Origin of the sequence: Achromobacter veterisilvae (genome assembly GCF_900496975.1) — a bacterium.
Lineage (GTDB): Bacteria > Pseudomonadota > Gammaproteobacteria > Burkholderiales > Burkholderiaceae_B > Achromobacter > Achromobacter veterisilvae.
Genome location: NZ_UFQC01000002.1, coordinates 270527 through 296084 on the forward strand (window position 1 = coordinate 270527; position 25558 = coordinate 296084).

General features: G+C 66.9%; 21 protein-coding genes, 1 rRNA gene and 1 other RNA gene. 3 read left to right on the top strand and 20 right to left on the bottom strand.

Going from position 1 to position 25558, the window contains the following annotated elements; all coding sequences use genetic code 11:
- Positions 1–205 precede the first annotated feature (205 nt).
- The 15 genes from ftsZ to rnpB all read right to left on the bottom strand — a co-directional run bounded on the left by ftsZ (position 206) and on the right by rnpB (position 18110).
- Positions 206–1387 (bottom strand): cell division protein FtsZ, encoded by a 1182-nt coding sequence (gene ftsZ, locus AVE30378_RS02890; RefSeq protein WP_129239264.1) that lies wholly within the window; start codon positions 1385–1387, stop codon positions 206–208.
- Positions 1388–1575: 188 nt separating this feature from the next.
- Positions 1576–2802, bottom strand: coding sequence for a cell division protein FtsA (gene ftsA / locus AVE30378_RS02895; protein WP_129239265.1), 1227 nt, complete (start codon positions 2800–2802; stop codon positions 1576–1578).
- 4 nt (positions 2803–2806) lie between these two features.
- Positions 2807–3631 (bottom strand): cell division protein FtsQ/DivIB, encoded by an 825-nt coding sequence (locus AVE30378_RS02900; protein WP_129239266.1) that lies wholly within the window; start codon positions 3629–3631, stop codon positions 2807–2809.
- A gap of 12 nt (positions 3632–3643) precedes the next feature.
- A complete protein-coding gene (locus tag AVE30378_RS02905) occupies positions 3644–4594 on the bottom strand; it encodes a D-alanine--D-alanine ligase (RefSeq protein ID WP_129239267.1) in 951 nt (316 codons plus the stop codon).
- Positions 4591–5997, bottom strand: coding sequence for a UDP-N-acetylmuramate--L-alanine ligase (gene murC / locus AVE30378_RS02910; protein WP_129239268.1), 1407 nt, complete (start codon positions 5995–5997; stop codon positions 4591–4593). Before murC ends, AVE30378_RS02905 begins: the two co-directional genes overlap by 4 nt.
- Positions 5994–7070: an undecaprenyldiphospho-muramoylpentapeptide beta-N-acetylglucosaminyltransferase gene (gene murG, locus AVE30378_RS02915; RefSeq protein WP_129239269.1), complete on the bottom strand. Its 1077-nt coding sequence runs from the start codon at positions 7068–7070 to the stop codon at positions 5994–5996. Before murG ends, murC begins: the two co-directional genes overlap by 4 nt.
- Complete coding sequence (gene ftsW / locus AVE30378_RS02920) at positions 7067–8260, bottom strand: putative lipid II flippase FtsW (protein WP_129239270.1); 1194 nt, start codon at positions 8258–8260, stop codon at positions 7067–7069. The genes murG and ftsW overlap by 4 nt, the downstream gene beginning before the upstream one ends.
- A complete protein-coding gene (murD, locus tag AVE30378_RS02925) occupies positions 8257–9789 on the bottom strand; it encodes a UDP-N-acetylmuramoyl-L-alanine--D-glutamate ligase (RefSeq protein ID WP_129239271.1) in 1533 nt (510 codons plus the stop codon). Before murD ends, ftsW begins: the two co-directional genes overlap by 4 nt.
- A complete protein-coding gene (mraY, locus tag AVE30378_RS02930; protein WP_129239272.1) occupies positions 9786–10955 on the bottom strand; it encodes a phospho-N-acetylmuramoyl-pentapeptide-transferase in 1170 nt (389 codons plus the stop codon). The genes murD and mraY overlap by 4 nt, the downstream gene beginning before the upstream one ends.
- Positions 10945–13806 carry a bifunctional UDP-N-acetylmuramoyl-L-alanyl-D-glutamate--2,6-diaminopimelate ligase MurE/UDP-N-acetylmuramoyl-tripeptide--D-alanyl-D-alanine ligase MurF gene (gene murF, locus AVE30378_RS02935; protein WP_129239273.1) on the bottom strand — a complete coding sequence of 954 codons (2862 nt, stop codon included), beginning with the start codon at positions 13804–13806 and terminating at the stop codon, positions 10945–10947. Before murF ends, mraY begins: the two co-directional genes overlap by 11 nt.
- Positions 13803–15533, bottom strand: coding sequence for a peptidoglycan D,D-transpeptidase FtsI family protein (locus AVE30378_RS02940; protein WP_129239274.1), 1731 nt, complete (start codon positions 15531–15533; stop codon positions 13803–13805). Before AVE30378_RS02940 ends, murF begins: the two co-directional genes overlap by 4 nt.
- Positions 15530–15820, bottom strand: coding sequence for a cell division protein FtsL (gene ftsL / locus AVE30378_RS02945; RefSeq protein WP_129239275.1), 291 nt, complete (start codon positions 15818–15820; stop codon positions 15530–15532). Before ftsL ends, AVE30378_RS02940 begins: the two co-directional genes overlap by 4 nt.
- On the bottom strand, positions 15820–16917 hold the full coding sequence (rsmH, locus tag AVE30378_RS02950) for a 16S rRNA (cytosine(1402)-N(4))-methyltransferase RsmH (protein ID WP_129239276.1): 1098 nt from the start codon (positions 16915–16917) through the stop codon (positions 15820–15822). The genes ftsL and rsmH overlap by 1 nt, the downstream gene beginning before the upstream one ends.
- Before the next feature lie 7 nt (positions 16918–16924).
- Positions 16925–17353 carry a division/cell wall cluster transcriptional repressor MraZ gene (mraZ, locus tag AVE30378_RS02955; RefSeq protein WP_006226256.1) on the bottom strand — a complete coding sequence of 143 codons (429 nt, stop codon included), beginning with the start codon at positions 17351–17353 and terminating at the stop codon, positions 16925–16927.
- Between the two features lie 351 nt (positions 17354–17704).
- Positions 17705–18110, bottom strand: an RNA gene (gene rnpB / locus AVE30378_RS02960) — RNase P RNA component class A.
- A 132-nt stretch (positions 18111–18242) separates the two neighbouring features.
- On the opposite strand from rnpB, the gene AVE30378_RS02965 reads away from it, so the two are divergent.
- Positions 18243–20069 carry an ATP-binding cassette domain-containing protein gene (locus AVE30378_RS02965; RefSeq protein ID WP_129239277.1) on the top strand — a complete coding sequence of 609 codons (1827 nt, stop codon included), beginning with the start codon at positions 18243–18245 and terminating at the stop codon, positions 20067–20069.
- A gap of 71 nt (positions 20070–20140) precedes the next feature.
- On the opposite strand, the gene pyrC is transcribed toward AVE30378_RS02965, so the two are convergent.
- Both pyrC and AVE30378_RS02975 read right to left on the bottom strand, forming a co-directional pair.
- The gene (gene pyrC / locus AVE30378_RS02970) at positions 20141–21205 is read right to left on the bottom strand and encodes a dihydroorotase (protein ID WP_129239278.1); all 1065 of its coding nucleotides are present in this window, start codon (positions 21203–21205) and stop codon (positions 20141–20143) included.
- A gap of 11 nt (positions 21206–21216) precedes the next feature.
- Entirely contained in the window at positions 21217–22410 is a 1194-nt protein-coding gene (locus AVE30378_RS02975; protein ID WP_129239279.1) for a M20 aminoacylase family protein, read from the bottom strand.
- A gap of 147 nt (positions 22411–22557) precedes the next feature.
- On the opposite strand from AVE30378_RS02975, the gene AVE30378_RS02980 reads away from it, so the two are divergent.
- The gene (locus AVE30378_RS02980; protein WP_006217453.1) at positions 22558–22836 is read left to right on the top strand and encodes an SWIB/MDM2 domain-containing protein; all 279 of its coding nucleotides are present in this window, start codon (positions 22558–22560) and stop codon (positions 22834–22836) included.
- A 161-nt stretch (positions 22837–22997) separates the two neighbouring features.
- Here AVE30378_RS02980 and AVE30378_RS02985 read toward each other — a convergent pair whose 3' ends face one another.
- Positions 22998–23873, bottom strand: a complete 876-nt coding sequence (locus tag AVE30378_RS02985) for a transcriptional regulator GcvA (RefSeq protein WP_129239280.1) — start codon at positions 23871–23873, stop codon at positions 22998–23000.
- A 182-nt stretch (positions 23874–24055) separates the two neighbouring features.
- On the opposite strand from AVE30378_RS02985, the gene AVE30378_RS02990 reads away from it, so the two are divergent.
- Positions 24056–24613 carry a LysE family translocator gene (locus tag AVE30378_RS02990; protein WP_244234948.1) on the top strand — a complete coding sequence of 186 codons (558 nt, stop codon included), beginning with the start codon at positions 24056–24058 and terminating at the stop codon, positions 24611–24613.
- 70 nt (positions 24614–24683) lie between these two features.
- Here AVE30378_RS02990 and AVE30378_RS02995 read toward each other — a convergent pair whose 3' ends face one another.
- Positions 24684–25049 (bottom strand): DUF4870 family protein, encoded by a 366-nt coding sequence (locus AVE30378_RS02995; RefSeq protein WP_062685147.1) that lies wholly within the window; start codon positions 25047–25049, stop codon positions 24684–24686.
- A gap of 170 nt (positions 25050–25219) precedes the next feature.
- Positions 25220–25332 (bottom strand): 5S ribosomal RNA (rrf, locus tag AVE30378_RS03000).
- Positions 25333–25558 lie beyond the last annotated feature (226 nt).

Below are 25558 nucleotides of genomic sequence, written 5' to 3' on the forward strand. Positions count from 1 at the left end.
TAGCGAACAAATTGCCGGCGTAACTGACGTATTGTAACTCTGTACGATCCCTGGCGCCATCTGGCGTCCGGGCCGCCCTATACCTCCGTCCCCTATTTATACCGTGCAAGGGAAACACGGACCGCTCCGCCTCCGGCTCGCCCGAGGGGACAGGCGAGCCGGAGATGAGGGAGTGCGTTTTAGAGCCTGTGGCCGGCTCTTTGGTTCAATCCGCCTGCTTGCGCAGGAACGCCGGGATGTCGAAATGATCCATGCCCGAGCTTTCCAGCGCGCGCACCTGGGCCGAAGCCTGGCTGCGCGGATTGCGCATGACCGAAGGCATGTCCAGGTTGCGGTAGTCGCCCTGGCCGGCCGGCATCCCGCCCATGGGCAGGTTGTCGGTGCCCGTGCGCAGCACTTCAGCGGTGTTCTGCACCAGTTGCGGACGCGATTGCGCGCGGCCCAGGCCGGTCGCGACCACGGTCACGCGCAGGTTCTCGCCCATGGACTCGTCGTAGGCGGTGCCGAAGATCACGGTGGCGTCGTCCGAAGCGTAGCTGCGGATCGTTTCCATGATTTCGCGCGTTTCGCGCATCTTCAGCGAGCGGCTGGCGGTGATGTTGACCAGCACGCCGCGAGCGCCGTTCAGGTCCACGCCTTCCAGCAGCGGGCAAGCAATGGCGTGCTCGGCGGCGACTCGGGCGCGGTCCGCGCCGGAAGCCGATGCCGTGCCCATCATGGCCTGGCCCTGTTCGCCCATGATCGTCTTGACGTCTTCGAAGTCGACGTTGACGTTGCCTTCGACGTTGATGATTTCGGCGATGCCCGCGCAGGCGTTGTGCAGGATGTCGTCGGCGGAACGGAAGCAGTCTTCCTGCGTCGCGTCCTCGTCCATCAGTTCATAGAGGTTCTCGTTGAGCACCACGATGAGCGAATGCACGTGCTTGGCCAGTTCCGAGATACCGTCCTCGGCCATCTTCATGCGCTTGTTGCCTTCGAAGGTGAAAGGCTTCGTGACCACGCCCACGGTCAGGATGCCCAGCTCCTTCGCCACTTCGGCCACGACCGGACCCGCGCCGGTGCCGGTGCCACCGCCCATGCCGGCGGTGATGAAGACCATGTGCGCGCCGTTCAGCGCGGCACGGATCTCCTCGCGCGCGGTTTCGGCCGATGCGCGTCCCTGCTCGGGCTTGGCGCCCGCGCCCAGGCCCGTGCGGCCCAGGCGGATCTGCACCGGGGCGTTGGTCGCCGCCAGTGCCTGCGCATCGGTGTTGGCGCAGACGAAATCCACGCCATTCACGCCGCTGCGAATCATGTGCGCCACGGCATTGCCGCCCGCACCGCCCACACCAACGACCTTTATTACGGTCCCTTTGGTGGTGTTCTCAAGCATCTCAAAGTTCATCATGATGACTCCCTCACAAGTCCGATTTGCAAATCACAAAATTCCCCAACAACCTATTTCTTGTGAATCGCCTCAAACACGTCGCCGGCCTGGCCCGCAACGGGTTTGAAGCGCCTCCCCTCTTTTTGGTACGGCCAGCGGTGCCGCTGCCGGCCGACCCAAGGAGCAGGCCCCAACCTGCCCCCCTCTACCTAATTCATGAACCATTCCTTCATGCGCGCAAGCAGGGTCTTGAAGTTGCCCGTCTGGGCGGCGACCTTGCGGCCGCGCACCCGCTGCATCCGCGCTTCCTGCAACAGACCCATCACCGTCGAGAAGCGCGGATTGCGCATCACGTCGGCCAGGCTGCCTTCGTATTCGGGCACCGCCACGCGCACCGGCTTGAGGAACACGTCCTCGGCCAGTTCGATCATGCCGGGCAATTGCGCCGAGCCCCCGGTCAGGACCACGCCGGAAGCCAGCAGGTCCTCGTAGCCGGAGTCGCGCACCACCTGCTGCACCAGCGTGAACAGCTCTTCCACGCGCGGCTCGATCACCGCGCCCAGCGCCTGGCGCTTGACCAGGCGCGGGCCGCGGTCGCCCAGGCCCGGGACTTCCACGGATTCGTCCGGGCTGGCCAGGACCTGCTTGGCCACGCCGTAGCGCAGCTTGATTTCCTCGGCATCGGGCGTCGGCGTGCGCAGCATCGCCGCGATGTCGTTGGTGATCTGGTCGCCGGCGATGGGCAGCACGGCGGTGTGGCGGATCGCGCCGCCGGTGAAGATCGCCACGTCGGTGGTGCCTCCGCCGATGTCGACCAGCACGACGCCCAGTTCCTTCTCGTCGGCCGTCAGCACGGCCAGGCTGGAGGCCAGGGGCTGCAGGATCAGGTCCTGCACTTCCAGGCCGCAGCGGCGCACGCATTTCACGATGTTCTGGGCGGCGCTGACCGCGCCCGTCACGATGTGCACGCGCACTTCCAGGCGCAGGCCGCTCATGCCGATGGGCTCACGGATGTCTTCCTGGCCGTCGACGATGAACTCCTGCGTCAGCACGTGCAGCACCTGCTGGTCGGTGGGGATGTTCACCGCCTTGGCGGTCTCGATGACGCGGGCGACGTCGGTGGCGGTGACTTCCTTGTCCTTCACGGCGACCATGCCGCTGGAATTGAAGCTGCGGATATGGCTGCCGGCAATGCCGGTGTAGACGTCGCGAATCTTGCAATCTGCCATCAGCTCGGCTTCTTCAAGCGCGCGCTGGATGGAATTCACAGTGGTCTCGATATTGACGACCACGCCCTTGCGCATGCCGCGCGATTCGTGCTGGCCGAGGCCGAGCACTTCGAATCGCCCTTCAGGCAGGATTTCAGCCACCACAGCCACCACCTTGCTGGTGCCGATATCGAGGGCGACGATAAGGTCCTTGATGTCACGGGTCATGGCGTTAGCGTTTCTTGGGAGGTTTCGGTGTGGATTTGGTTTTGGTTTCCGACGGCGGCAACGGGGCCAGCGCCAGGGCGAAACCATTCGGATAGCGCAGGTCGGCCTGCGTCACGGTGCGCCCTTCCAGGCGCCCCGCCACGGCGGGCCACGCCTGCACAAAGCGTTGAATACGGGCCGCGAACGGCAATGCGCCCGGCAAGCCATGCGGGTCGGGCGCATCGGCGCCCGGATCGCGTCCCAGGTCCAGCGACATGCCGTTGGACAGCACGACGCGCCAGGCGTAGCGCGGGCTCAGCTCCAACTGCTTGACGTGCATGTCCAGCGGCGCGAACCAGCGCGCCAGTTCGGCATAGCGCTGCACGACCAGCGACTCGGTGCCCTCGGGGCCGGAGAACTGCGGCAGCACGGTCTCGTCGTCCACCTCGCCCGTATTGGCCGTGAACGCCTCGCCCCAGGTGTTGATCATCTGGTTCTCGTTCCACAGCGCCAAAGGCTGCTGTTCCTCGATCCGCACGCGCAGCACGTTCGGCCAGATCCGCCGCACGGTGGCATGCCGGACCCACGGAACCGACTCGAAGATCTCCCGCGCGTCGTCCAGGTCCACCGTGAAGAAGTTGCCCCTGAAGCGGCCGGCGATCGCCGATCGCACCGCCCCCGGCGACACATAGTGCAGCTCGGTGTCCGGCATGGACTCCAGCTCGATGGCCGACAGCGTGAAGAACGGGCGTTGCGCTACCCACACCACGCCCGCGATGAGCATGGCGCAAACCGCCAGCACGGCCAGCGTGTTGGCGATCAGGTTGGTAGTGCGAGCGTCGTTCCACACAGAGTATCCAGGTCAAGCGTTGCGGGCGGGGCTGCGCACCTTGCACGCAGCCTCGGACAAAATCGCCACGCACAGATCGGCATAGCTGATCCCCACCGCCTTGGCGGCCATGGGCACGAGTGAATGGCTGGTCATGCCAGGCGAGGTATTCATTTCAAGCAGCCACGGCCGGTTGTCCCGGTCGAGGATGAAGTCGGCGCGGCCCCAGCCTTCGCAGTCCAGCGCCCGGTACGCCTTGACGGCGATCTCGGCGACTTCCTCCGCCACTTCGGGCGGCAGGGTGGCCGGGCAGAAGTACTGGGTATCGTCGGAGAAGTACTTGTGCTCGTAGTCGTAGTTGCCGCCGGGCGCGGCGATCTCGATCACGGGCAGCGCGCGCGCGGTCTTGCCGCCGCCCAGCACCGCCACGGTCAGCTCGCGGCCGGTGATGAACTGCTCGGCCAGCACCTCGCTGTCGAAGCGCGCGGCCGCGGCGTAGCCTTCCTTCATGTCGGAATAGCCCACCACCTTGGTGATGCCCACGGTCGAGCCCTCGTGCGGCGGCTTGATGATCAGCGGCAGGTTCAGGCGGTCCGGCACCAGGCGCAGTTCGGTGTCCGCGTCCAGCACTTCGAATGCGGGCGTGGGCAGGCCGTGCTGCAGCCACACGCGCTTGGTCATGGTCTTGTCCATGGCAAGCGCCGAGGCCAGCGGGCCGCTGCCGGTGTAGGGGATGCCCAGCAGCTCCAGGGCGCCCTGGATCGTGCCGTCCTCGCCATAGCGGCCGTGCAGGGCGATGAACACGCGGTCGAAGCCCTGCGCCGCCAGTTCGGACAGGCTGCGCTCGCCGGTGTCGAACAGGTGCGCGTCCACGCCGGCGCTGAGCAGCGCCTGGTGCACGCCCGCGCCCGACATCAGGGACACCTCGCGCTCGGCGGAACGCCCGCCGTACAACACACCCACTTTGCCGAATTGCGTGCTCATGCCAGCTCTCCTACCTGGGCGGGGACCTTGCTGATCGAACCCGCCCCCATGACAATCACGACGTCGCCGTCACGCACGAAGTCCACCACGGTCTGCGGCAGCTCCGCCACGTCTTCGACGAACACCGGCTCGACCTTGCCGGCCACGCGCAGCGCGCGCGACAGGGCCCGGCCGTCGGCCGCCACCAGGGGCGGCTCGCCCGCGGCGTACACCTCGGTCAGCAGCACGGCGTCCGCCGTGCCCAGCACCCGCACGAAATCCTCGAAGCAGTCCCGCGTCCGCGTGTAGCGGTGCGGCTGGAACGCCAGCACGATGCGGCGGTCGGGCCAGGCGCCGCGCGCGGCGGCCAGCGTGGCCGCCATCTCCACCGGATGGTGGCCGTAGTCGTCGATCACCGTGAAGGTGCCGCCGCCGTGGCTGGCCGGCACCGGGAACTCGCCCGTCTGGGTGAAACGGCGGCCCACGCCCTTGAACGAGGCCAGCGCGTCCCGGATCGCGTCGTCGGACACGCCCAGTTCGGTCGCCACCGCGATCGCCGCCAGCGCGTTGCGCACGTTGTGCAGGCCCGGCAGGTTCAGTTCCACTTCCAGCGGCGGCAGCAGCGTGTCCATATAGGTGCGCTGCACGTTGAAGCGCATGCGCGTGCCGGCCGGCTGCACTTCATAGGCCCGCACCTGCGCGTCTTCGTTCAGGCCGTAGGTCGTGATCGGACGCGACACGAAGGGCATGATCTCCCGCACGTTCGCGTCGTCCGAGCAGAGCACGGCGCTGCCATAGAACGGCAGGCGCTGCGTGAACTCGATGAAGGCGCTCTTCAGGCGCGCCACGTCGTGCCCGTAGGTATCCATGTGATCGGCGTCGATGTTGGTCACGATGGCCATCACCGGCAGCAGGTTCAGGAAAGAAGCGTCGGATTCGTCGGCCTCGACCACGATGTAGTCGCCCTGCCCCAGCCGCGCATTGGCGCCGGCCGAATTCAGGCGGCCGCCGATAACAAAGGTCGGATCCAGTTCGCCGGCGGCGAGCACGCTGGCCACCAGGCTGGTCGTGGTCGTCTTGCCGTGGGTCCCGGCAACGGCGATGCCGCGCTTCAGGCGCATCAGCTCGGCCAGCATGATGGCGCGCGGCACGACCGGGATGCGCGCCGAACGGGCCGCGATCACCTCGGGGTTGTCGCCGGCCACCGCGGTGGACGTCACGATGGCGCCGGCGCCGGTGACGTTGCTGGCCGCGTGGCCGATGGCGATCTTCACGCCCAGGCCGGCCAGGCGGCGCGTCACGGCCGACTCGTTCAGGTCGGAGCCGCTGATCGCGTAGCCCAGGTTGAGCAGCACCTCGGCAATGCCGCTCATGCCCGAGCCGCCGATGCCTACGAAATGAATATGTTGAATTCTGTGTTTCATGATGAACGCCCCGCTGCTTGTTCACAGACGTCGGCGATATGGGCCGCCGCTTCGGGGCGCGCATGCGCGCGGGCCCGTTCTGCGACGGCTTGCAGTTCTTGTCGGGAACGCTGGCCCAGCCAATCCGCCAGCCACTCGGGCGTCATCGCGGATTGCGGCTGCAGCCAAGCGGCCTGCGCGTCGCTCAGAAAGCGCGCGTTGGCGGTCTGGTGGTCATCGATGGCATGCGGCAGCGGCATGAACAGCGCCGCGACGCCGGCCGCGGCCACTTCCGACACCGTCATGGCGCCCGCGCGGCAGATCAGCAGATCGGCATCGCCCATGGCACCGGCCATGTCGTCGATGAACGCGCGGCAGTCGGCCTGGACGCCCGCCTGGGCGTAGGCCTGCTGCAGCGCGGGCAAATGTTGTTCGCCGGCCTGGTGGATCACCGTCGGGCGGCTGTCCTGCGGCATGCGCGCCAGCGCCTGCGGGACTATCGTGTTCAGGGCTTGCGCCCCCAGGCTGCCGCCCACGACGAGCATGCGCAGCGGACCCGTACGCGCCGCATAGCGCCGCGCCGGATCCGGCAGCGCGCACAGTTCGGCGCGCACCGGGTTGCCCATGGCCTCGCCCTTGGGCAATACATCGGGGAATCCGCTGAGCACGCGGCGCGACATCCTGGCCAGGCATTTGTTGGCGGTGCCGGCCACGGCGTTCTGTTCGTGCACGACCAGCGGCGTGCCGCGCAGCGCGGCGATCACGCCGCCCGGGAAGGCCACATAGCCGCCCATGCCCAGCACCACGTCCGGGCGCACCTCGGACAGCCGCGACCAGGCTTGCGCAAAGGCGCGCAGCAACAGGAACGGCAGCTTCAGCAGGGCGGACACGCCCTTGCCGCGCACGCCCTGGAAGCGCAGCGGCACCAGTTCGATGCCGCGCGGCGGCACCAGCCTGCCTTCCATCTTGTCGGGATTGCCCAGCCACAGCACGCGCCAGCCGCGCCCGCGCAGCACGTCAGCCACGGCCAGGCCGGGCATGATGTGCCCGCCGGTGCCGCCGGCCATGATCAGGATGGTGCGAGACGCGGTCATACCCGTCCTCCGCGCATCATGATGCGGTTTTCCACGTCGACCCGGATAAGCATGGCCAGGGCGCACAGGTTCATCACCACGCCCGAGCCGCCATAGCTCATCAGCGGCAGGGTCAGGCCCTTGGTGGGCAGCAGGCCCAGGCAGACGCCCATGTTGATGAAGGCCTGCACGCCGAACCACATGGCCACGCCATGCGCCACCAGGCCCGCGAAGGTGCGTTCCATGGCGATGGCCTGGCGGCCGATGTCGAAGCCGCGGTACACGATGATGGCGAACAGGGTGATGACCAGCATCACGCCGGCAAAGCCCAGTTCCTCGCCCACCACGGCCATCAGGAAGTCGGTGTGCGCCTCGGGCAGGTAGTGCAGTTTCTCGACGCTGGCGCCCAGGCCCACGCCCAGCCATTCCCCGCGGCCCAGCGCGATCAGCGAATGCGATAGCTGGTAGGCGCTGCCGTAGGCGTTGTCTTCGTTCCAGGGATCCAGGTACGCGAACAGGCGCGCGCGGCGCCAGGGCGACAGCCAGATCAGCATCAGGAAAGTGCTGACCAGCACGGCCAGCAGGCTGCTGAAGTACTTGCCGTTGATCCCGCCCAGGAACAGGATGCCGATGGCGATCGCCACGATCACCATGAAGGCGCCCAGGTCGGGCTCCAGCAACAGCAGCATGCCCACGCCGGCCAGCGCGAACGCCATGGGCAGGAAGCCGCGGGCGAAGGCCTGCATGTGTTCCTGCTTGCGCACGGTGTAGTCGGCGGCGTAGAGCAGCGCGGCCAGCTTCATCAGTTCGGAAGGCTGGAAGTTGAGCGGCCCCAGCGGGATCCAGCGGTGCGCGCCGTTCACTTCGCGGCCGATGCCCGGGATCAGCACGGCGACCAGCAGGATGATGGCCAGCACGAACATCGGCACCGCCATGCGCTGCCAGACGCGGATGGGAATCGCCAGCACCACGGCCGCGCCGACCAGGCCGGCGCTGATGAACAAGCCATGGCGGATCACGAAATAGTAGCGTCCATAGGACGCGTAGCGCGGGCCGTCGGCCAGCGCGATCGACGCCGAATACACCATCAGCAAGCCGAGCAGCAGCAACGTCGACGCCGCGATGACCAGCGGCAGATCGAAGTTGCGCATGCGGGTACGGCCGGGCCGTACGGCGTTGACGCTGGCGGTGAGATCGGCGATGAGGCTCATGCCACCTCTCCCCGGTCGCGGGCCAGGTCTTCGACCTCTTCCACGAACACCTGCCCGCGATGCGGGTAGTTGCGGAACATGTCGAGGCTGGCGCAGGCCGGCGACAGCAGCACGGCGTCGCCGGGCTGCGCCAGGTCGGCGGCGCCGCGCACGGCGTCGCGCAGCGTATCGACCGCCACGCAATTCACGCCCGTCGAAGCCAGCACGCGCCCGATCTCGGGTCCGTCCACGCCGATCAGCATCACGGCGCGCGCATGGCGCGACACCACGGGAATCAGCGGCGAGAAATCCTGGCCCTTGCCCTGCCCGCCGGCGATCAGCACGACCGGCTGGCCCAGGCCTTCCAGCGCGGCCACGGTGGCGCCGACGTTGGTGCCCTTGCTGTCGTTGATGTAGTCCACGCCGCCGATGGTGCGCACGAACGCGGCGCGGTGCGGTTCGCCGGCGTATTCGCGCAGCGCGCGCAGCATGGCGCCCCAGCCGAGGTCCAGGCAGCGGGCAAGCTGCAGGGCGGCCAGCGCGTTCAAGGCATTGTGGATGCCGCGGATGCGCAGGGCATCCACCGGCATCAGGCGGCTCATGCGGCCCTTGGCCCGCACGGGCTCGGGCGCGTCCTTCTTGCGGCGCGGAGGCGGCGCGGGCTCGTCGAAGTCGTTCGGCTCGCTTGCCACCAGCCAGGCCACGCCCTGGCCCAGCTCCAGGCCCATGTCGCCGACCAGTTCCGGCACGTCGCGGCCGAAGCTGCGCACGTTCATGGCGTTCAGGGCGGGCACCATGCCGACCGTGTACGAGTCTTCGCGGTTCACGATGGCCACGCGGGCCATCTTCAGCAGGCGCGCCTTGGCGTGCGCATAGGCTTCCATGCCGCCATGCCAGTCCAGATGGTCCTGCGTGACGTTCAGCACGACGGCCGCGTCGGCCATGAGCGAGCGCGTCGTTTCCAGTTGGAAGCTGGACAGCTCCAGCACCCAGACTTGCGGCAGCGAATCGGCATCCAGCGCCGCCATCAGCGCGGCCAGCGCCGCGGGGCTGATATTGCCCGCCGCCACGACCGACAGGCCGCTGGCCTCGATCAACTGGCGCGTCAGCGCGGTGACGGTGGTCTTGCCGTTGGTGCCGGTCACGGCCAGCAGGCGCGGCCGGTACTCGCGCGTCTCGGCCAATTCAGCCAGGGCGCGCGCAAACAGTTCGATCTCGCCGACGATCTCGATGCCGCGGGCTTCGGCCTCGCGCAGCAGATTCGCGGCGGGGGCCTGCGCCGGCGCCAGGCCGGGGCTCAGCACCACCTGGTCCACGCCATCGAGCAGCGCCGTGTCGAAGGACTCGTCGCAACCCAGACGGTATTCCACCTCGCTCTGCGCCAGCGTCTCGCGCAGCGCGGCCAGCCCGCCCGGTTCGGCGCGCGTGTCGGCCACGCGCAGGCGGGCACCCTGGCGGGCGCACCAGCTTGCGGCGGCCGCGCCCGTCTCGCCCAATCCGAGGATCAGGACGAGCGGCGCGCCGGCACGGGAGGTTTCCATCGTATTCATCGCAACTTCAGGGTAGAGAGGCCAATCAGCACCAGCATCATGCTGATGATCCAGAAACGCACGACCACCTGGGTTTCCTTCCAGCCGCCCACTTCAAAGTGATGATGCAGCGGGGCCATGCGGAAAATGCGTCGACCTGTTCCATAACGTCGCTTGGTGTACTTGAACCAAGTCACCTGGATCATCACGGACAGCGTCTCGACCACGAACACGCCGCCCATGATGAACAGCACGATTTCCTGGCGCACGATGACGGCGATGGTGCCCAGCGCGCCGCCCAGCGCCAGCGCGCCGACGTCGCCCATGAAGACCTGCGCCGGATACGCGTTGAACCATAAAAACGCCAGCCCGGCGCCGCCGATCGCGGCGCACAGCACCATCAATTCCGATGCGCCGGGGATGTAGGGGAACAGCAGGTACTTCGAATAGTCCACGCGGCCGACCACGTAGGCGAAGATGCCCAGCGCGCTGCCCACCATCACGGTGGGCATGATGGCCAGGCCGTCCAGGCCGTCGGTCAGGTTCACGGCATTGCTGGTGCCGACGATGACCGCCCAGGTCAGCGCGACGAACCCCAGCACGCCCAGGGGGTAGCTCACCGTCTTGAAGAACGGGACGATGAGGTCGGCGCGCGTCGGCAGCGACATCGTGAAGCCGCTGCCCACCCACGCCTTGAACAAGGGCCACAGCTCGGTATTGGCCGGCGCCGACACCGCGAACGCCAGGTACACCGCGGCCACCATGCCGATCGTGGCCTGCCAGAAGAACTTCTGCCGCGCCGGCATGCCTTCCGGATCGCGATAGACCACTTTGCGGTAATCGTCCATCCAGCCGATCCAGCCGAAACCGAAGGTCACCAGCAGCACCACCCACACGAAGCGGTTGGTCCAGTCCGCCCACAGCAAGGTGCTGATGGCGATCGAGATCAGGATCAGCACGCCGCCCATCGTGGGGGTGCCCGTCTTGACCAGGTGGGATTCCGGGCCGTAGGAGCGCACGGCCTGGCCGATCTTCATTTCGGTCAGTTTGCGGATCACGCGCGGGCCGGCCACCAGGCCGATCAGCAGCGCCGTCGCGCACGCCAGGACCGCGCGCAGGGTGATGTATTCGAACACCCCAAGCGCGCGCACATCATCGGAAAGCAAACGGGCGATTTCAAGCAGCATCGTGCTCTCCCTGCCCCTTGGCCGCCGTGCCTTCATTCGTGGAAAAAGCCGTCACTACCCGCTCCATGCGCATAAAGCGCGATCCCTTTACCAATACGCAGGACGGGCGCAAGCCGCGCAACGCGGCAACCACTTCGTCTACCGATGCGCAGGCGTGCGCGGCCTCTCCGAATGCGGCCGATGCCGCCCGGCTGGCGTCGCCTAGCGTGATGAGCGCGTCGAGCCCCTGCTCGCGCGCGTAATTGCCCACTTCGACATGCATGGCGGGGCCGTTGTCCCCGACCTCGCCCATGTCGCCCAGTACGAGGACGCGCGTGCCGGCGATGCGCGCCAGCACGTCGATGGCCACGCGAACCGAATCGGGGTTCGCGTTGTAGGTGTCGTCGATGAGCAAAGTTCCATCGCTCATTTTCTTGTGCTGCATGCGGCCGGAGACCGGGCTGAAGCCCGCCAGCGCGCGCACCGCGCTGTCCAGCGGCACGCCCGCCGCGATGGCGCTGGCGATGGCCGCCAGCGCATTGCGCAGGTTGTGCAGGCCGGGCACCGGCAGCGCCAGGTCGGCGGTGCCGACCGGCGTCACCACGCGGCAGCGCGTGGCGTCCACGTCGGCCAGGATCTGCTCCGCATAGACGTCCAGGCCCGGCTGCAAGCCGAAGCGCAACACGCGGCGCGGCTCGGCCAGGGCATCCCAGACCGTGGAATACGGTTCGTCGCCCGGATAGACGGCCACGCCGTCCTCGGGCAGCGCGGCGATCGCGGCGCCGTTCTCGTGCGCCACCGCTTCCACGCTGTGCATGAATTCCTGATGCTCGCGCTGCGCGTTGGTCACCAGCGCCACCGAGGGCGCCGCCATCGCGGCCAGTTGGGCGATTTCGCCGGGGTGGTTCATGCCCAGCTCGAACACCGCCGCGCGGTGCTCGGGGCGCAGGCGCAGCAGCGTCAGCGGCACGCCGATGTCGTTGTTGAGGTTGCCCGCGGTGGCCAGGCGGCCCGCTTCGCCGCGCCAGTCGGCCAGCATGGCCGAGATCATTTCCTTGGTCGTGGTCTTGCCGTTGCTGCCGGTCACCGCGATCACCGGCAGGGAGAACTGCGCGCGCCAGGCCGCGCCGATGCGCATCAGCGCCACGCGGGTGTCGCCCAGCACCAACTGCGGCAGCCGGGCGCCGGCCACGGCGTGCGCCACCACGGCCGCGCAGGCGCCGCGCGCCTCGGCCTGGTCCAGATAATCGTGCGCGTCGAAATTCTCGCCCACCAGCGCCACGAACAGTTCGCCCGCGCCGATGCGCCGCGTGTCCGTGGACACGCCCCTGGCCTGCGGCAGCAGCATGGCGAGGCGGGCCCACTCGCGGTCGTCGAAGGGCAGTTTCTCGCCCCCGATGTCCTGGTAGGTTTCGTGCCCCTTCCCGGCCAGCAGCACCACGTCTTCGGGCGACGCCGCCCAGATGGTCTGCATGATGGCGCGCGCGCGGTCCACCTGCACGTCGGCGCGCGCGGACGCGGGGATGCCGGCAAGAATCTGCTGGACGATGGCGTCGGGCGATTCGGTGCGCGGATTGTCGCTGGACACGACCACGCGGTCGGCCAGGCCCGCGGCGATGCGGCCCATCTCGGGCCGCTTGCCCGGATCCCTCTCGCCGCCGCAGCCGAACAGGCAGACCAGGCGGCCGGAACGCGCCGCCGCGACGCCGCGCAAGGCGGTCAACGCCCGCGACAGGGCGTCGGGCGTATGGGCGTAGTCCACCACCACCAGCGGACCGCGGCCCGTGCCGGCCTGCGCGCCGTTGGAGCCCAGCGGTTCCACGGTCTGCAGGCGCCCGTCGACGGGATCGGTCGCCGCCAGTTCGCGCGCGATCTGCGCGAAGGGCAAGCCAAGCTGATACAGCACGCCCGCCACGAGCAGCAGGTTGGAGACGTTGTGCGCGCCCAGCAGGCGCGTCACGATCTGGGCCTCGCCATGCGGCGACACCAGCGTGAAGATCTGGCCCTGGGACGTGGCCTGGAGATCGCGCGCGCGCATGGCGGCGGGGATCTCGGGCGCATCGCTCAGGCTGTAGCCCATCGCCACGCCCGCGGGCAGGCTCGCGATCAGGCGGCGCCCGGCTTCGTCGTCCGCGTTGACCACGGCGGCGGTCAGGCCCGGCCAGCGGAACAGGCGCGCCTTGGCTGCTTCGTACCGCTCCATGGTGCCGTGATAATCGAGATGGTCGCGCGTCAGGTTGGTGAACGCCGCCAGCGCCACGCGCACGCCGTCCATGCGGCCCTGCTCGATGCCGATGGACGAGGCCTCCATGGCCACGGCCTTCGCCCCCGCGTCGCGCATCGCGGCCAGCGTGCGGTGCACGGTCAGCACGTCCGGCGTCGTCAAGTCCCCGCCCAGCGTGCGGCCGTCGGGCAGCACGGCGCCCAGGGTGCCGATGGTGCCGCAAGGCTTGTCGTTGCGGCTCAGCGCGTGCGCGATCCATTGCACCGACGAGGTCTTGCCGTTGGTGCCCGTCACGGCCACCACCGCCAGCGCGGCGGACGGCCGGCCATACCAGGTGTCGGCCAGGTCGCCCAGCAGGTCGCGCAGGCTGGCCACCGACAGCATGGGGGCCTGCGCCGCCGCGGCCTCGATGGCTACGCTGGCGGGCGCTTCGAACAGGACCGCGCTGGCGCCCAGCGCCAACGCCTTTTCTATATAGAGGCGTCCGTCGCTGGACAGGCCCGGGCAGGCGACGAACACGTCGCCCGGCTCGATCTCGCGCGAGTCCAGCTTGAGGTGCGCGGTCAACGGCACGCGCGCATGCAACCACGCCACGATTTCGGCAACCGTGGCGACAGGGGAAGAAGAGAGGAAGCCTTTGGCGCTCATCTGCCTGGCTCCTTGAGACCAGCAACAATAGTGGATTCGAAGGGCGCGTCCGGACGCACCCCCATCAGCCGCAGGCTCCCCCCCACGATCTGGGAGAACACGGGCGCGGCGATCGCGCCGCCGTAATAGCCGCCGACCGTCGGTTCGTCGATGGACACGGCCACCACGATCTTCGGGTCCGACACCGGGGCGAAGCCCACGTATGAGCTACGGTAGCGCTGCATGCTGTACTTGCCGTCGACGATCTTGCGCGCGGTGCCGCTCTTGCCGGCCACGCGGTAGCCCTGCACCTGGGCGGCCTTGGTGCCCTCGGGGCCGGCGGCGGCCTCGAGCATGCCGCGCACCAGGCCGGCCGTCCTGGGCGTGTAGATCTTGACGCTGGTGGGATCGCTGTCGCGCTTGACCAGGGTCAGCGACACCATGTCGCCATTGCGGGCGAAAACGGTATAGGCGCGCGCCACCTGCAGCAGCGACACCGACAGGCCGTAGCCATAGGCCATCGTGGCCTTCTCGATCAGGCGCCAGCGGTCCCACGGCCGCAAGCGGCCGGGCGCGGCGCCGGGGAATCCCACCTGGGGCGCCTGGCCCAGGCCCAATTCGGTGAAGCGGTCCCACATTTCACGGGATTCCAGCTTCTCGGAGATCATCGTCATGCCGATGTTGCTGGACTTGCGCAGCACGCCGGCCACGTCCAGCGTGCCGTTGCGGCTCACGTCGCTGATCGTGCTGCCCTGGTACTGGAAGCGGCCGTTGCCGGTCTCGAACAGGGTCGCGGTGCTGATGCGGCCCAGGTCCAGCGCCAGCGCGGCGGTAAACGGCTTCATGATCGAGCCCGGCTCGAACGTATCGGTGATCGCCTGGTTGCGCAGATTGGCGCCGTGGAAGGTTTCGCGCTTGTTGGGATCGAAGGTCGGGACGTTGGCCAGGGCCAGGATCTCGCCCGTATGCACGTCCACGACCACCGCGGTCGCGCCCTTGGCCTGGTGCTTGTCCATGGCGTCTTTCAGGGCCTTGAACACCAGGAACTGCAAACGGGTATCGATGGACAGGCGCAGGTCGCGGCCGTCCACCGGCAGCGTGACGGCCTGCACGTCTTCGATCACGCGGCCCAGCCGGTCCTTGATGACGCGGCGGCTGCCCGGACGGCCGGAGAGCTGCTGGTTGAACGTCAGTTCGACGCCTTCCTGCCCCTGGTCCTCGACGCTGTTGAAACCCACCACGTGGGCCATCACGTCGCCGTCCGGGTAATAGCGGCGCGTTTCGGGCTGCTGGTGCACGCCAGGCATGCCCAATTGCTTGATCTTGTCGGCCACGTCCATGGAGACCTGGCGCTTCAGGTAGACGAAATTCTTGTCTTCATCGACGAGGCGATGGCGCAAGTCGGCCGCGGGCGTTTCCAGCAGCTTCGCCAGGGTGTCCAACTGGGCCGCGGTGGCCTGCTTGGCGTCTTCGGGGATGGCCCAGATGGCGCGCGCCGGCACGCTGGACGCCAGCACGGTGCCATTGCGGTCCATGATCTTGCCGCGCGTGGCGGCCAGGGTCAGCGTGCGCTCATAGCGCCGTTCGCCCTGCTGCTGCAGGAATTCGGTGGACAGCCCCTGCAGGAACAGGGCGCGCCCGGCCAGCACGGTGAAGCCGCCGAACAGCAGGATCAGCACCAGGCGCGCGCGCCACGTGGGCAATTGCCCGCGCAGCACGGGGTTGTCGAAGAAGGGGACGCGTTTCATTGCGCGCCTCCGCCGGCCGGGACTGGCGCCTGGTTCATATAGAGCGTGCGGTCCGGAACGATGGAGATCATCTTCAGGCCGTCGCGCGCGATGGCGTCCACCCGCGCATTGCGGGCCAGTTCGGCGCGAGCGAGTTGCAGGCGCCGCCAATTGGTTTCGAGGTCGCGCGCCTGCGCCTGATCGCGGCCCAGCTCGACGAAGAGCTGGCGCGACTGATACCGGCTGGTGACCAGGGAAATGGCCGACAGCATCAGCAAAGCCGCAACGATCAGGTTGACGCGACCCATTAGCGGCGCCCTCCCTTGCCGCCGCGCCGGGGCGGCGGAGCCAGGTCGCTGCCCGGCAGGGAACCGATCTTCACGAACGCGAAGCCGCCCTCGGCGGGCAGCGGCGTCTCCGTGCGTTCGGCAACGCGCAAAATGGCGGAACGGGCGCGGGCATTGGCCGAGACTTCGTCGTCTTCGGCCACCACGCGCCCAAGGGAACGCAGCACGGGTTGGGGCATTTCGCTTTCGCGCAGCGGCAGGCGCGCATGCGCGGCAGCCGGACGAGCCGCCGCCGCGATGCACTGCTTGACCATGCGGTCTTCAAGCGAATGAAAACTGATCACCGCCAATCTCCCCCCCGGAGCCAGCAGGTCTAGAGCTGCCGCGAGGGTGCGCGCGAGCTCTTCGAGTTCCCGATTGATGTAAATCCGTAGAGCTTGAAAGGTGCGTGTGGCCGGATGCTGCCCCTTTTCGCGCGTGCGGACGGCGCTGGCGACGCACTCGGCAAGCTCGAGCGTGGTGCGCAGCGGCCTTGTTGCGCGGCGAGCAGCAATCGCCTTTGCAACCTGAAAAGCAAACCGTTCTTCGCCATAATCCGCTATGACCTCCCGCATCTCATCCACACTGGCTTGCGCCAGCCAATCCGCCACCGTGGGACCACGAGTGGTGTCCATCCGCATGTCGAGCGGGCCGTCTCGCATGAACGAGAAACCGCGCTCGGCATCGTCGATCTGAGGCGAGGAAACGCCCAGATCCAGCATCACGCCATCGACCTTGCCGATGCCGAGCTGCTCCAATTCTTCGGCCATGGTGGCAAAGCCGCCATGCACCACGGTGACCCTCGGGTCCGCCGCCGCCAAGGCATTGGCTACGGCGATCGCCTCCGGATCCTTGTCGAACACGACCAGCCGCGCGTCCCGGCCCAGGCGGCCGAGGAGTTCGCGGCTGTGCCCGCCACGCCCGAAGGTGCCGTCGACGAAGACACCGTTCTCCGCTCGCGTAGCCGCAGCCGGCCCGGCTTGCTCTTGCGACCGTGCCGCGCCCTTGCCGCCGAAGCCGGCCAGCAATAGCGCGTCCACCGTCGGCTCCAGCAAGACGGGCCGATGTTCGAATTCCATAACTTTTTCAGAACGAAAACTGGTTCAACACATCCGGCATACCCTTGGCCAGGTCTTCAGCCTCGCGGCTGGCCAGGGTAGCGGCGTCCCACAGCTCGAAGTGCGCGCCCAGACCGAGCAGCATCACGTCGCGCGTCATACCGGAAGCGTTGCGCAGTTCAGGCGCGATCAGGACCCGGCCGGAGCCGTCCAGTTCCACGTCCTGAGCGTTGCCCAGCAACAGCCGCTGCAACGCGCGGGCCGTCATGGGAAAAGCGGCGATCTGTTCGCGCTTCTTTTCCCACTCGGGCCGCGGGTACACCAGCAAGCAGCCGTCAGGGTGGCGGGTCAGGGTCAGCCGGCCATCGGCCTGCGACATGAGCGCGTCACGATGCCGGGTCGGAATCGAGATCCGTCCCTTGGCATCCAGCGTGAGCGCGCTGCTTCCCTGAAACACCACTTTTACCCCACTTAATTGCACAATTTCCTACTATTTCCCACTCTACGGTATGGGACAGGGGCGGTCAAGCGCGTGGTTGCAATTTTTTCAATCACAACAAGGACTTAGATCAATATGTAAAACCGCAAAAACAAAAACCTCCTAATAAATCAGGAGGTTGCGGCACTATCTAAAAGTCCTTCTTCAGAAGTAGCGGCTAACAATGGCTTTGCATTGTTTTACGATCGGTCCTTCGCTCCTATTGGCGAGGCTTCCCGCCGCACCCGGCGCCGGAAGCCGGCGGAAAAATGCCGGACCGGTCCGCGCGGCTCCGGAAACCCGTCCGGTGCCGCTCGTTTTGGGAATAAGTTGCAAGACGGATCTATAGGCCGGATTCTGTACACCAGGTTTCCCTGGCGGACGATCATTCCTCTGCGCGGACCATTGCTGGGCCGCTGTAGCCATCTACCCGCATGCTTGGACGGAGCCGCCCTTCGCGGCCCGAAGACCGCACGCATGCCTATTTGATGTTGCTCCGGATAGAGGTTGCCGCGTTTCACCCTGCGATGCCGCCGCCCGTTGCCGGACGGCGCGGTACGGAGATGGCCGTACCTGTGCGCGCGATGCGCGCCCACCCCGCAGACTCGTCTCTGTGGCCCTGTTCCTCAACCGCGCCCGAAGACGCGGCCGGACGGCCGTTAGCCGTTATCCTGCCCTGTGGAGTCCGGACCTTCCTCGATGGATTCGCATCCACCGCGATCGCCCGACCCGCCTTGCGGTTCGTATTCTAGTACAGGTGGCGGCTCCGTCCCCGAAGAGCGCCGCGAACCGCCCTCCGAAAAACGGCCTTGCGGGTTCCTGCGACAATACGCCTTGATTCGCACAGACGCAGACGCTGCCTCATTACATGGCCCTCGCTACCCTCATCACCCTTACCGATGTCCAGTTGGCCTACGGCCACCACCCGCTGCTGGATCACGCCGATTTCGCCATCCAGGCCGGCGAGCGCATCGGCCTCATCGGCCGCAACGGCGCCGGCAAGTCCTCCCTGCTCAGGCTGCTCGACGGCAGGACGCAGCCCGACGACGGCGACATCGCCCGCAGCTCCGGCTTGCGCGTGGCCACCGTCGAACAGGAACCCGAGCTTGACGAGAACGCCACGGTCTTCGACGCGGTCTGCAATGCGGAAGGCGACCACGAAGACTGGCAGCGCCCATCGCGCGTGCGCGCCGTGCTCGAAAAACTCGGCCTGCCCGCCGACGTGCAGATCGCCGGCCTGTCCGGCGGAACGCGCAAGCGCGTCGCGCTGGCCCGGGCGCTGGTCGACGAACCGGACTTGCTGCTGCTGGACGAACCCACCAACCATCTCGACTTCGAAGGCATCGCCTGGCTGGAAGACATGCTGCGCGGCTGGAAAGGCGCCGCGGTCATCATCACCCACGACCGCCGCTTCCTGGACGCCATCGCCACGCGCATCGTCGAACTCGACCGCGGGCGGCTGCTGAGCTTTCCCGGCAACTTCTCGCAATGGCAGGAACGCAAGGCCCAGTGGCTGGAGTCCGAACGGCTGGAACAGGCCCGCTTCGACAAGCTGCTGGCGCAGGAGGAAGTTTGGATACGCAAGGGCGTCGAGGCCCGCCGCACCCGCAACGAAGGCCGGGTGCGCCGCCTGGAGCGGCTGCGCGTCGAACGCGCCGAGCGCCGCGAGCGCGTGGGCAACGTTTCGCTGGCGCTGGCCGAAGGCCAGCGTTCCGGCAAGCTCGTCGCCGAACTCGAACACGTCGGCAAGACGTTCGGCGACAAGATCGTGGTGGACGATTACTCCACCACCATCCTGCGCGGCGACCGCATCGGCATCATCGGCCCCAACGGCGCCGGCAAGACCACCCTGCTCAAGCTGATCCTGGGCGAAATGCAGCCCGACAGCGGCGCAACGCGGATGGGCACCAACGTGTCGGTCGCCTACTTCGACCAGATGCGCGCGCAGTTGGATGAAAACGCCACGCTGGTCGACATCATCAGCCCGGGCAGCGAATGGGTCGAAATCGGCGGCACCCGCAAGCACGTCATGAGCTATCTGGGCGACTTCCTGTTTTCGCCGGCGCGCGCCGGGTCGCCCGTGCGCAGCCTGTCGGGCGGCGAACGCGCCCGCCTGCTGCTGGCGCGGCTGTTCGCCCGGCCCGCCAACGTGCTGGTGCTGGACGAACCCACCAACGACCTCGACATCGAAACGCTGGAGCTGCTGGAAGAACTGCTGCAGGAATACCCGGGCACCGTGCTGCTCGTCAGCCATGACCGCGCCTTCCTGAACAACGTCGTCACCCAGACCATCGCCTACGAAGGCAATGGCCGTTGGCGCGACTATATCGGCGGCTACGACGAATGGGTCGCCCAGCGGCCCGCGCCCGCCTCCGCCCCTGAAGACGCCGACAGCCCCGCCCGGGCCGCGGACGACAGCGCCGCGCGCGCCAAGGCCGCGCGTCCCAAGCCCGCCAAGTCGTCCAAGATGAACTCCTGGGAACTGCGCGAACTGGAAGGCCTGCCCGACGCCATCGCCGCGCTGGAAGCGCAGCAGGCGGAACTTGCCGGCAAACTGGCGGATGGCAGCCTGTACCGCGATGCGCCGTCCGAGGTCGAGCGCATCAACAGCGAACTGGCCAAACTGGAAAGCGACCTGGAAGAACGGTTCGCCCGCTGGGAACTGCTGGAAGCGCGCCGCGAGGGCACGCTGTGATTTGACGCATCTCTATATACATATAGAGAAGCAGGAGAAACGGGCCGTCCGGGGACAGCCCGTGCAAGCGCCTAGGCGCGAGCGCGCCAGGCCAGCGCTTCGCCGGCGGCCAGCGGCACCAGCGTCGTGTCGCCGAACGGCAGGTCGTCGGGCACCTGGTAGGTCTCGCGCACCAGCGTCAGCGTGCCGGTGTTGCGCGGCAGGCCGTAGAAGTCCGGGCCGTGGAAACTGGCGAAGCCTTCCAGCTTGTCCAGCTTTCCGGCCGCGTCGAACGCGGTCGCGTACAGTTCCATCGCGTGCAGGGCCGTGTAGCAGCCGGCACAGCCGCAGGCATGTTCCTTGAGCCCGCGCGCATGCGGCGCGCTGTCGGTGCCGAGGAAAAAGCGCGGGCTGCCGCTGGTGGCGGCCTCGACCAGCGCCTGGCGGTGGGTTTCGCGCTTCAGGATCGGCAGGCAGTACCAATGCGGCCGCACGCCGCCCTGGAAAATCGCGTTGCGGTTGTACAGCATGTGCTGCGGCGTGATCGTCGCCGCGATCGGCCCTTCGGCATCCCGCACATATTCCGCGCCTTCTTTCGTCGTGATGTGTTCGAACACGACCTTCAGGGCGGGGAAGGCGCGGCGCAGGGGCTTCATCACGCGCTCGACGAAAATCGCTTCGCGGTCGAACACGTCGATCGACGGATCCGTCACTTCGCCATGCACCAGCAAGGGCATGCCGCATTTTTCCAGCGCCTCGAGCGCCTTCGCGCATTTGCCCAGCAGGTCGGTCACGCCCGCGTCCGAGTTGGTCGTGGCGCCGGCGGGATACAGCTTCACCGCATAGACCTGGCCCGATTCATGCGCGCGGAAGATCTCTTCCGAGGACGTGTTGTCCGTCAGGTAGAGCGTCATCAGCGGCGTGAAGGTCGCGGGATTGCCGCCCGCCCTGGCCAGCGCCTCGAGAATGCGGCCGCGATAGGCCAGCGCCTGCTCGGTGGTCGTGACCGGCGGCCTCAGGTTCGGCATGATGATCGCGCGCGCGAACTGGCGAGCGGTGTCCGCCACCACGGCTTGCAGGGCCGCGCCGTCGCGCAGGTGCAGGTGCCAGTCGTCCGGCCGGGTGATGGTGAGCTGAGTCGTGTTTTGAGTAGACATGGAAAGGCTTCTTAATCTGCCAGCGGCATGCCCCGTTCGGCCAGCGCGCAGAACATCGCGCTGCCCAGGGGAATGACGGCATCGTTGAAATCGAAATGCGAGTTGTGCAGCACGCAGCCGGAATCGGCCCCGCCCTGCCCCAGCCGGAAATAGGCGCCCGGCTTGCTCTGCAGCATGAAGGAGAAATCCTCGGAACCCATCGACGGCACCAGGTCGCGCACCACGTTCTCCTTGCCTATCATCTCGGTGGCGATGTCGGCCACCAGGTTGGCGTGCTGCGGCGTGTTCAAGGTCGCGGGATAAATACGTTCGTAGACCACTTCGGCCGTGCCGCCGAATGCGCCGGCGATGGCCGACACCAGTTCGCGCATGCGCGTTTCCACCATCTCCTGCACGGACTTGCGGAACGTGCGCACGGTGCCCACCATCTTCGCTTCGCGCGGAATCACGCTCATCGCGCCGGGATGCCCGGCCTGCAGGGATCCGATGGACACGACCGCCGAATCCAGCGGATTCACGTTGCGCGACACGATCGTCTGCAGGGCCGTGATGATCTGCCCCGCGATGGTGACCGGATCGATGGTCTGGTAGGGATGCGCGCCGTGGCCGCCCCGCCCCGTGATCAGGATCTCGAAGCGGTCGGCCGCGGCCATCATCGGCCCGGGATTGATGCCCACCGTGCCCGGCTTCAGGCCGGGCCAATTATGCAGCGCATAGATCGCGTCGCAAGGGAAGGTATCGAACAGGCCGTCTTCGAGCATGGCGCGCGCGCCGCCGCGCCCTTCTTCGGCGGGCTGAAAAATCAGCACCGCGGTGCCGTCGAAATTGCGCGTCTGCGCCAGGTACTTCGCCGCCCCGATCAGGATGGCCGTGTGGCCGTCATGGCCGCAGCCGTGCATGAGGCCAGGCTTGGTGGACTTGTGGCCGAAATCGTTGTCCTCCGTCATGGGCAGCGCATCCATGTCGGCGCGCAGGCCGATCATGCGCCCGCTGTCGAAGCGCTTGCCCCGGATGACCCCGACCACGCCCGTCTTGCCGATGCCTCGATGCACCTCGATTCCCAGCGCTTCAAGGGCGCCGGCGACGATCCCGGACGTCCGCACCTCCTCGAAGCCCAGCTCGGGATGGGCATGCAAATCGCGCCGCAGCGCCGTCAATTCGTCGTGAAACAGCCGAATCGATTCCAACGGAGATCGTGCGTACATAGGAGGTTACAGAATGACGAGATAGAAAGGACAATCTGAGCATTTTAGTTGCTACAGAGGATAAATGCCTTTGTCTTTACGGGAGAGACACGTTATGCTCCGGCCGCAGGACAATTTTTCCAACAGCCAGAGAAGGAGCGCCGCATTATGGCCACAACCTCCAAACCCGCGACCGCGCGCAAGCCGAACGCTGCATTCATGAAGCCCCTGACCCCGAGCGCCGAATTGGCGGCTGTCATCGGCTCGGAAGCCGTGCCGCGTACCGAGGTCACCAAGAAGATCTGGGAATACATCAAGAAGCACAACCTGCAAGATGCCAGCAACAAGCGCAACATCAACGCCGATGCCAAGCTGCGCCCGATCTTCGGCAAGGATCAGGTCACGATGTTCGAACTGACCAAGTTGGTCAACGCACATCTGAAGTAAGCAGGCAAAGGGCGTACCCCGTACGTCCCTGCCTCCTGCTCGCCGCGACGCCCTGGCTCAGTGCCGGGCGAGCCCGCATCGCTTGCAATAGCGCCATCTCCTCCGCATCCCGGCACCTTCGCCGCCTGCGCTGCCGCATCCCTCCCCGCATCGCCTGATCGTCAAGCCTTGCGCGCTTCTTCGAGCAACCAGCCGCGAAAAGCCGCCAAGTCCGGACGCTGAGCCGCCGCGCGCGTGTAGACAATCCAATAGCTATAGTCGTTCGGCAAGGCCAGATCGAAGAGCCGTACCAAGCGCCCTTTGCGCAAATCGTCGCTCGCAAGCGTCAACCGTCCCAACGCGACCCCCTGCCCGTCTATCGCGGCCTGCAGGACCAGCGCGGAGTCATTGAATGCCGGGCCTTGCGATAGATTCAGCGAGACATTCGCATGGCGGCACCATTGTTCCCATGCCCCTCGCGGTTGATCGTGCAGCAAGGGCGCCGAGGCCAGGTCGGCCGGCTCGGCCAGCAACGGCGGGCCTTTCGCCAATGCGGGGCTGCACACGGGAGACAGCGATTCGCGCGCCAGCAGATCCGCCTTCAGGCCCGGCCATCGGCCCAGCCCGGAACGGATGCCGGCATCGAACGCATCGTCGCCGCTCCACGTATCCAGGGAACTCGTCACGCGCAAATCCACTTCGGGATGCCTGGCGCGAAACGCCGGCAGGCGCGGCAACAGCCAGCGTGACGCGAACGACGGCAATACCGTGATGCGCAATGGGCCGTCGCGCGATTCGCGCACGCGCCCGGTCGCCGCCGCGATCTGGTCGAACGCCTGCGACAGCTCCGCCAGGTAGGACGCGCCCTTGCGGGTCAGCGTCAGCGCGTGGCCGCGGCGCGTGAACAGCGGCTCGCCCAACCAGTCCTCGAGCTGCCGCACCTGATGGCTGATGGCGGCTTGCGTCACGCAAAGCTCGCCCGCCGCGCGCGTGAAACTCAGGTGCCGGGCGGCGGCCTCGAAGGCGCGCAGCGCTCCAAGAGGCGGCAGGCGTCGCATCGTCCTTGATTAGCTGTATTTGTGAAGCGTATGAGAATAGATCGTTTTGCGGCCGCCGGATAGCGCTATCTACTAGAGCCCTTCCGGCGGGCGTCTGGCGCCGCCGGCCTCTACCACGCGAAAGGACGGCGGCGATGATGGCTTGGGACGTTTGGGCGGTATTCCTCGGATATGCGGTGCCGATGATCGCCAGCCCGGGGCCCGGCAATACCTTGCTGGCCACGGCGGGCGGCCGTTATGGCGTGCGCGGCTCCGTGCCGTTCTGGGTGGGCTTCGAAGCCGGCAACGCCGCGCTTTGCGCCCTCTACGGGCTGGGCCTGGGCGGCACCCTCCACGAGTATCCCCAACTCCACGCCATTCTGAAATGGGCCGGCGCCGCCTATCTGCTGTACCTCGCGTGGGGCTTCTTCCGCGCCTCGGCCGCGCCCGCGGGCCAGCAGCGCGGCGGCAAGCGCCTGGGATTGCTCGATGGCTTCGTCTGCGTGGTGTTGAATCCGAAGATCCATTCGATGATCATCGTGATGTTCGCCCAGTTCCTCGTGCCGGGAACCGGCCTGGCAGGCCAGGTCGCGCAGTTGAGCGCCGCATTCGTGATCCTGGGATTGTTCTGCCATTTCCCCTGGATCTACGGCGGCCAGGTCGTCCTGGGGCGTTTCACGTCTGCGCGCGCCTTGAGGATTCAGGCCTTGGTGTTCGGCAGCGCCATGCTGGCGGTCGCCGCTTATGTGATCGTGTCCTAGATCCGCCTCGAAAGGCGCCCCAATTGAAAAAGGCCGGCGGATGCCGGCCTTTTTTTCGGGGTGTGGACGCTCAGGCGTAAGTCGTCGGCGCCGCGCCTTCCAGCAAGGCCAGCCAACCCTTGATCAGGCGGTACAGCACCCAGACCACGGTGGCGGCCAGGCCGATCCACCCGATGAAAATAAGCGTAGCGATGGCGCTGATCGCCAGCCACAGCAGGGCCCACCAGAAAGTGCGCAGCAGCCAGTCGAAGTGAGAGGCATAGACGGTGCCCGCGGCATCCGAGCGCTTGATGTACATCAGCACGACGGCCGCCAGCGTGGCGATGCCCAGGAATCCACTCGTCAGAAAGCCCAGGGCGTACAGGCCATAGGCAACGTGGGTCAGCGTGCGCAGATCTAAAGTCGTACCGGGCACGGGGGTCTGGGGATCACTCACGATAACGCTCCAACGAATTGACTCGGTCAATCTTACCGCACAAAGCCACCCCGCCCACGGCCGTTGTTATTTGGGCACATTCAATGCTGGCGCGGCTTGCAGCTTGATTGGCGGTTGACGAGCGACAAAGAAAAACCCCACAGCGCAAGCTGTGGGGTTCCGGGATTGAAGCCTGACGATGACCTACTTTCACGGACGTCCGTCCACTATCATCGGCGCAAAGGCGTTTCACTGTCCTGTTCGGGATGGGAAGGAGTGGGACCACCTCGCTATGGTTGTCAGGCATAGCTGTTTGAACGCCTGCCCATCATGGCAAGCGCTCCAATTCTGGAGCTGGCCCGACGCTGGCGCCTGGAGACTGGCTCGACAAGCGCCCTCATGGGCTCTCACAAAAGACAAAACCCCACAGGTTATACCTGTGGGGTTTTGCGGAATAAAAGCCTGACGATGACCTACTTTCACAGACGTCCGTCCACTATCATCGGCGCAAAGTCGTTTCACTGTCCTGT

Excerpts from the sequence above, each read along its gene's own strand:
- murC (WP_129239268.1), bottom strand. The coding sequence starts at position 5,997 with ATGAAACACAGAATTCAACATATTCATTTCGTAGGCATCGGCGGCTCG.
- ftsW (WP_129239270.1), bottom strand. The coding sequence starts at position 8,260 with ATGAGCCTCATCGCCGATCTCACCGCCAGCGTCAACGCCGTACGGCCC.
- AVE30378_RS02975 (WP_129239279.1), bottom strand. The coding sequence starts at position 22,410 with ATGTACGCACGATCTCCGTTGGAATCGATTCGGCTGTTTCACGACGAA.
- ftsL (WP_129239275.1), bottom strand. The coding sequence starts at position 15,820 with ATGGGTCGCGTCAACCTGATCGTTGCGGCTTTGCTGATGCTGTCGGCC.
- murG (WP_129239269.1), bottom strand. The coding sequence starts at position 7,070 with ATGACCGCGTCTCGCACCATCCTGATCATGGCCGGCGGCACCGGCGGG.
- pyrC (WP_129239278.1), bottom strand. The coding sequence starts at position 21,205 with ATGTCTACTCAAAACACGACTCAGCTCACCATCACCCGGCCGGACGAC.
- ftsZ (WP_129239264.1), bottom strand. The coding sequence starts at position 1,387 with ATGATGAACTTTGAGATGCTTGAGAACACCACCAAAGGGACCGTAATA.
- AVE30378_RS02940 (WP_129239274.1), bottom strand. The coding sequence starts at position 15,533 with ATGAAACGCGTCCCCTTCTTCGACAACCCCGTGCTGCGCGGGCAATTG.
- AVE30378_RS02965 (WP_129239277.1), top strand. The coding sequence starts at position 18,243 with ATGGCCCTCGCTACCCTCATCACCCTTACCGATGTCCAGTTGGCCTAC.
- murF (WP_129239273.1), bottom strand. The coding sequence starts at position 13,806 with ATGAGCGCCAAAGGCTTCCTCTCTTCTTCCCCTGTCGCCACGGTTGCC.
- AVE30378_RS02985 (WP_129239280.1), bottom strand. The coding sequence starts at position 23,873 with ATGCGACGCCTGCCGCCTCTTGGAGCGCTGCGCGCCTTCGAGGCCGCC.
- AVE30378_RS02980 (WP_006217453.1), top strand. The coding sequence starts at position 22,558 with ATGGCCACAACCTCCAAACCCGCGACCGCGCGCAAGCCGAACGCTGCA.
- mraY (WP_129239272.1), bottom strand. The coding sequence starts at position 10,955 with ATGCTGCTTGAAATCGCCCGTTTGCTTTCCGATGATGTGCGCGCGCTT.
- rsmH (WP_129239276.1), bottom strand. The coding sequence starts at position 16,917 with ATGGAATTCGAACATCGGCCCGTCTTGCTGGAGCCGACGGTGGACGCG.
- AVE30378_RS02905 (WP_129239267.1), bottom strand. The coding sequence starts at position 4,594 with ATGAGCACGCAATTCGGCAAAGTGGGTGTGTTGTACGGCGGGCGTTCC.
- murD (WP_129239271.1), bottom strand. The coding sequence starts at position 9,789 with ATGAATACGATGGAAACCTCCCGTGCCGGCGCGCCGCTCGTCCTGATC.
- AVE30378_RS02990 (WP_244234948.1), top strand. The coding sequence starts at position 24,056 with ATGATCGCCAGCCCGGGGCCCGGCAATACCTTGCTGGCCACGGCGGGC.
- ftsA (WP_129239265.1), bottom strand. The coding sequence starts at position 2,802 with ATGACCCGTGACATCAAGGACCTTATCGTCGCCCTCGATATCGGCACC.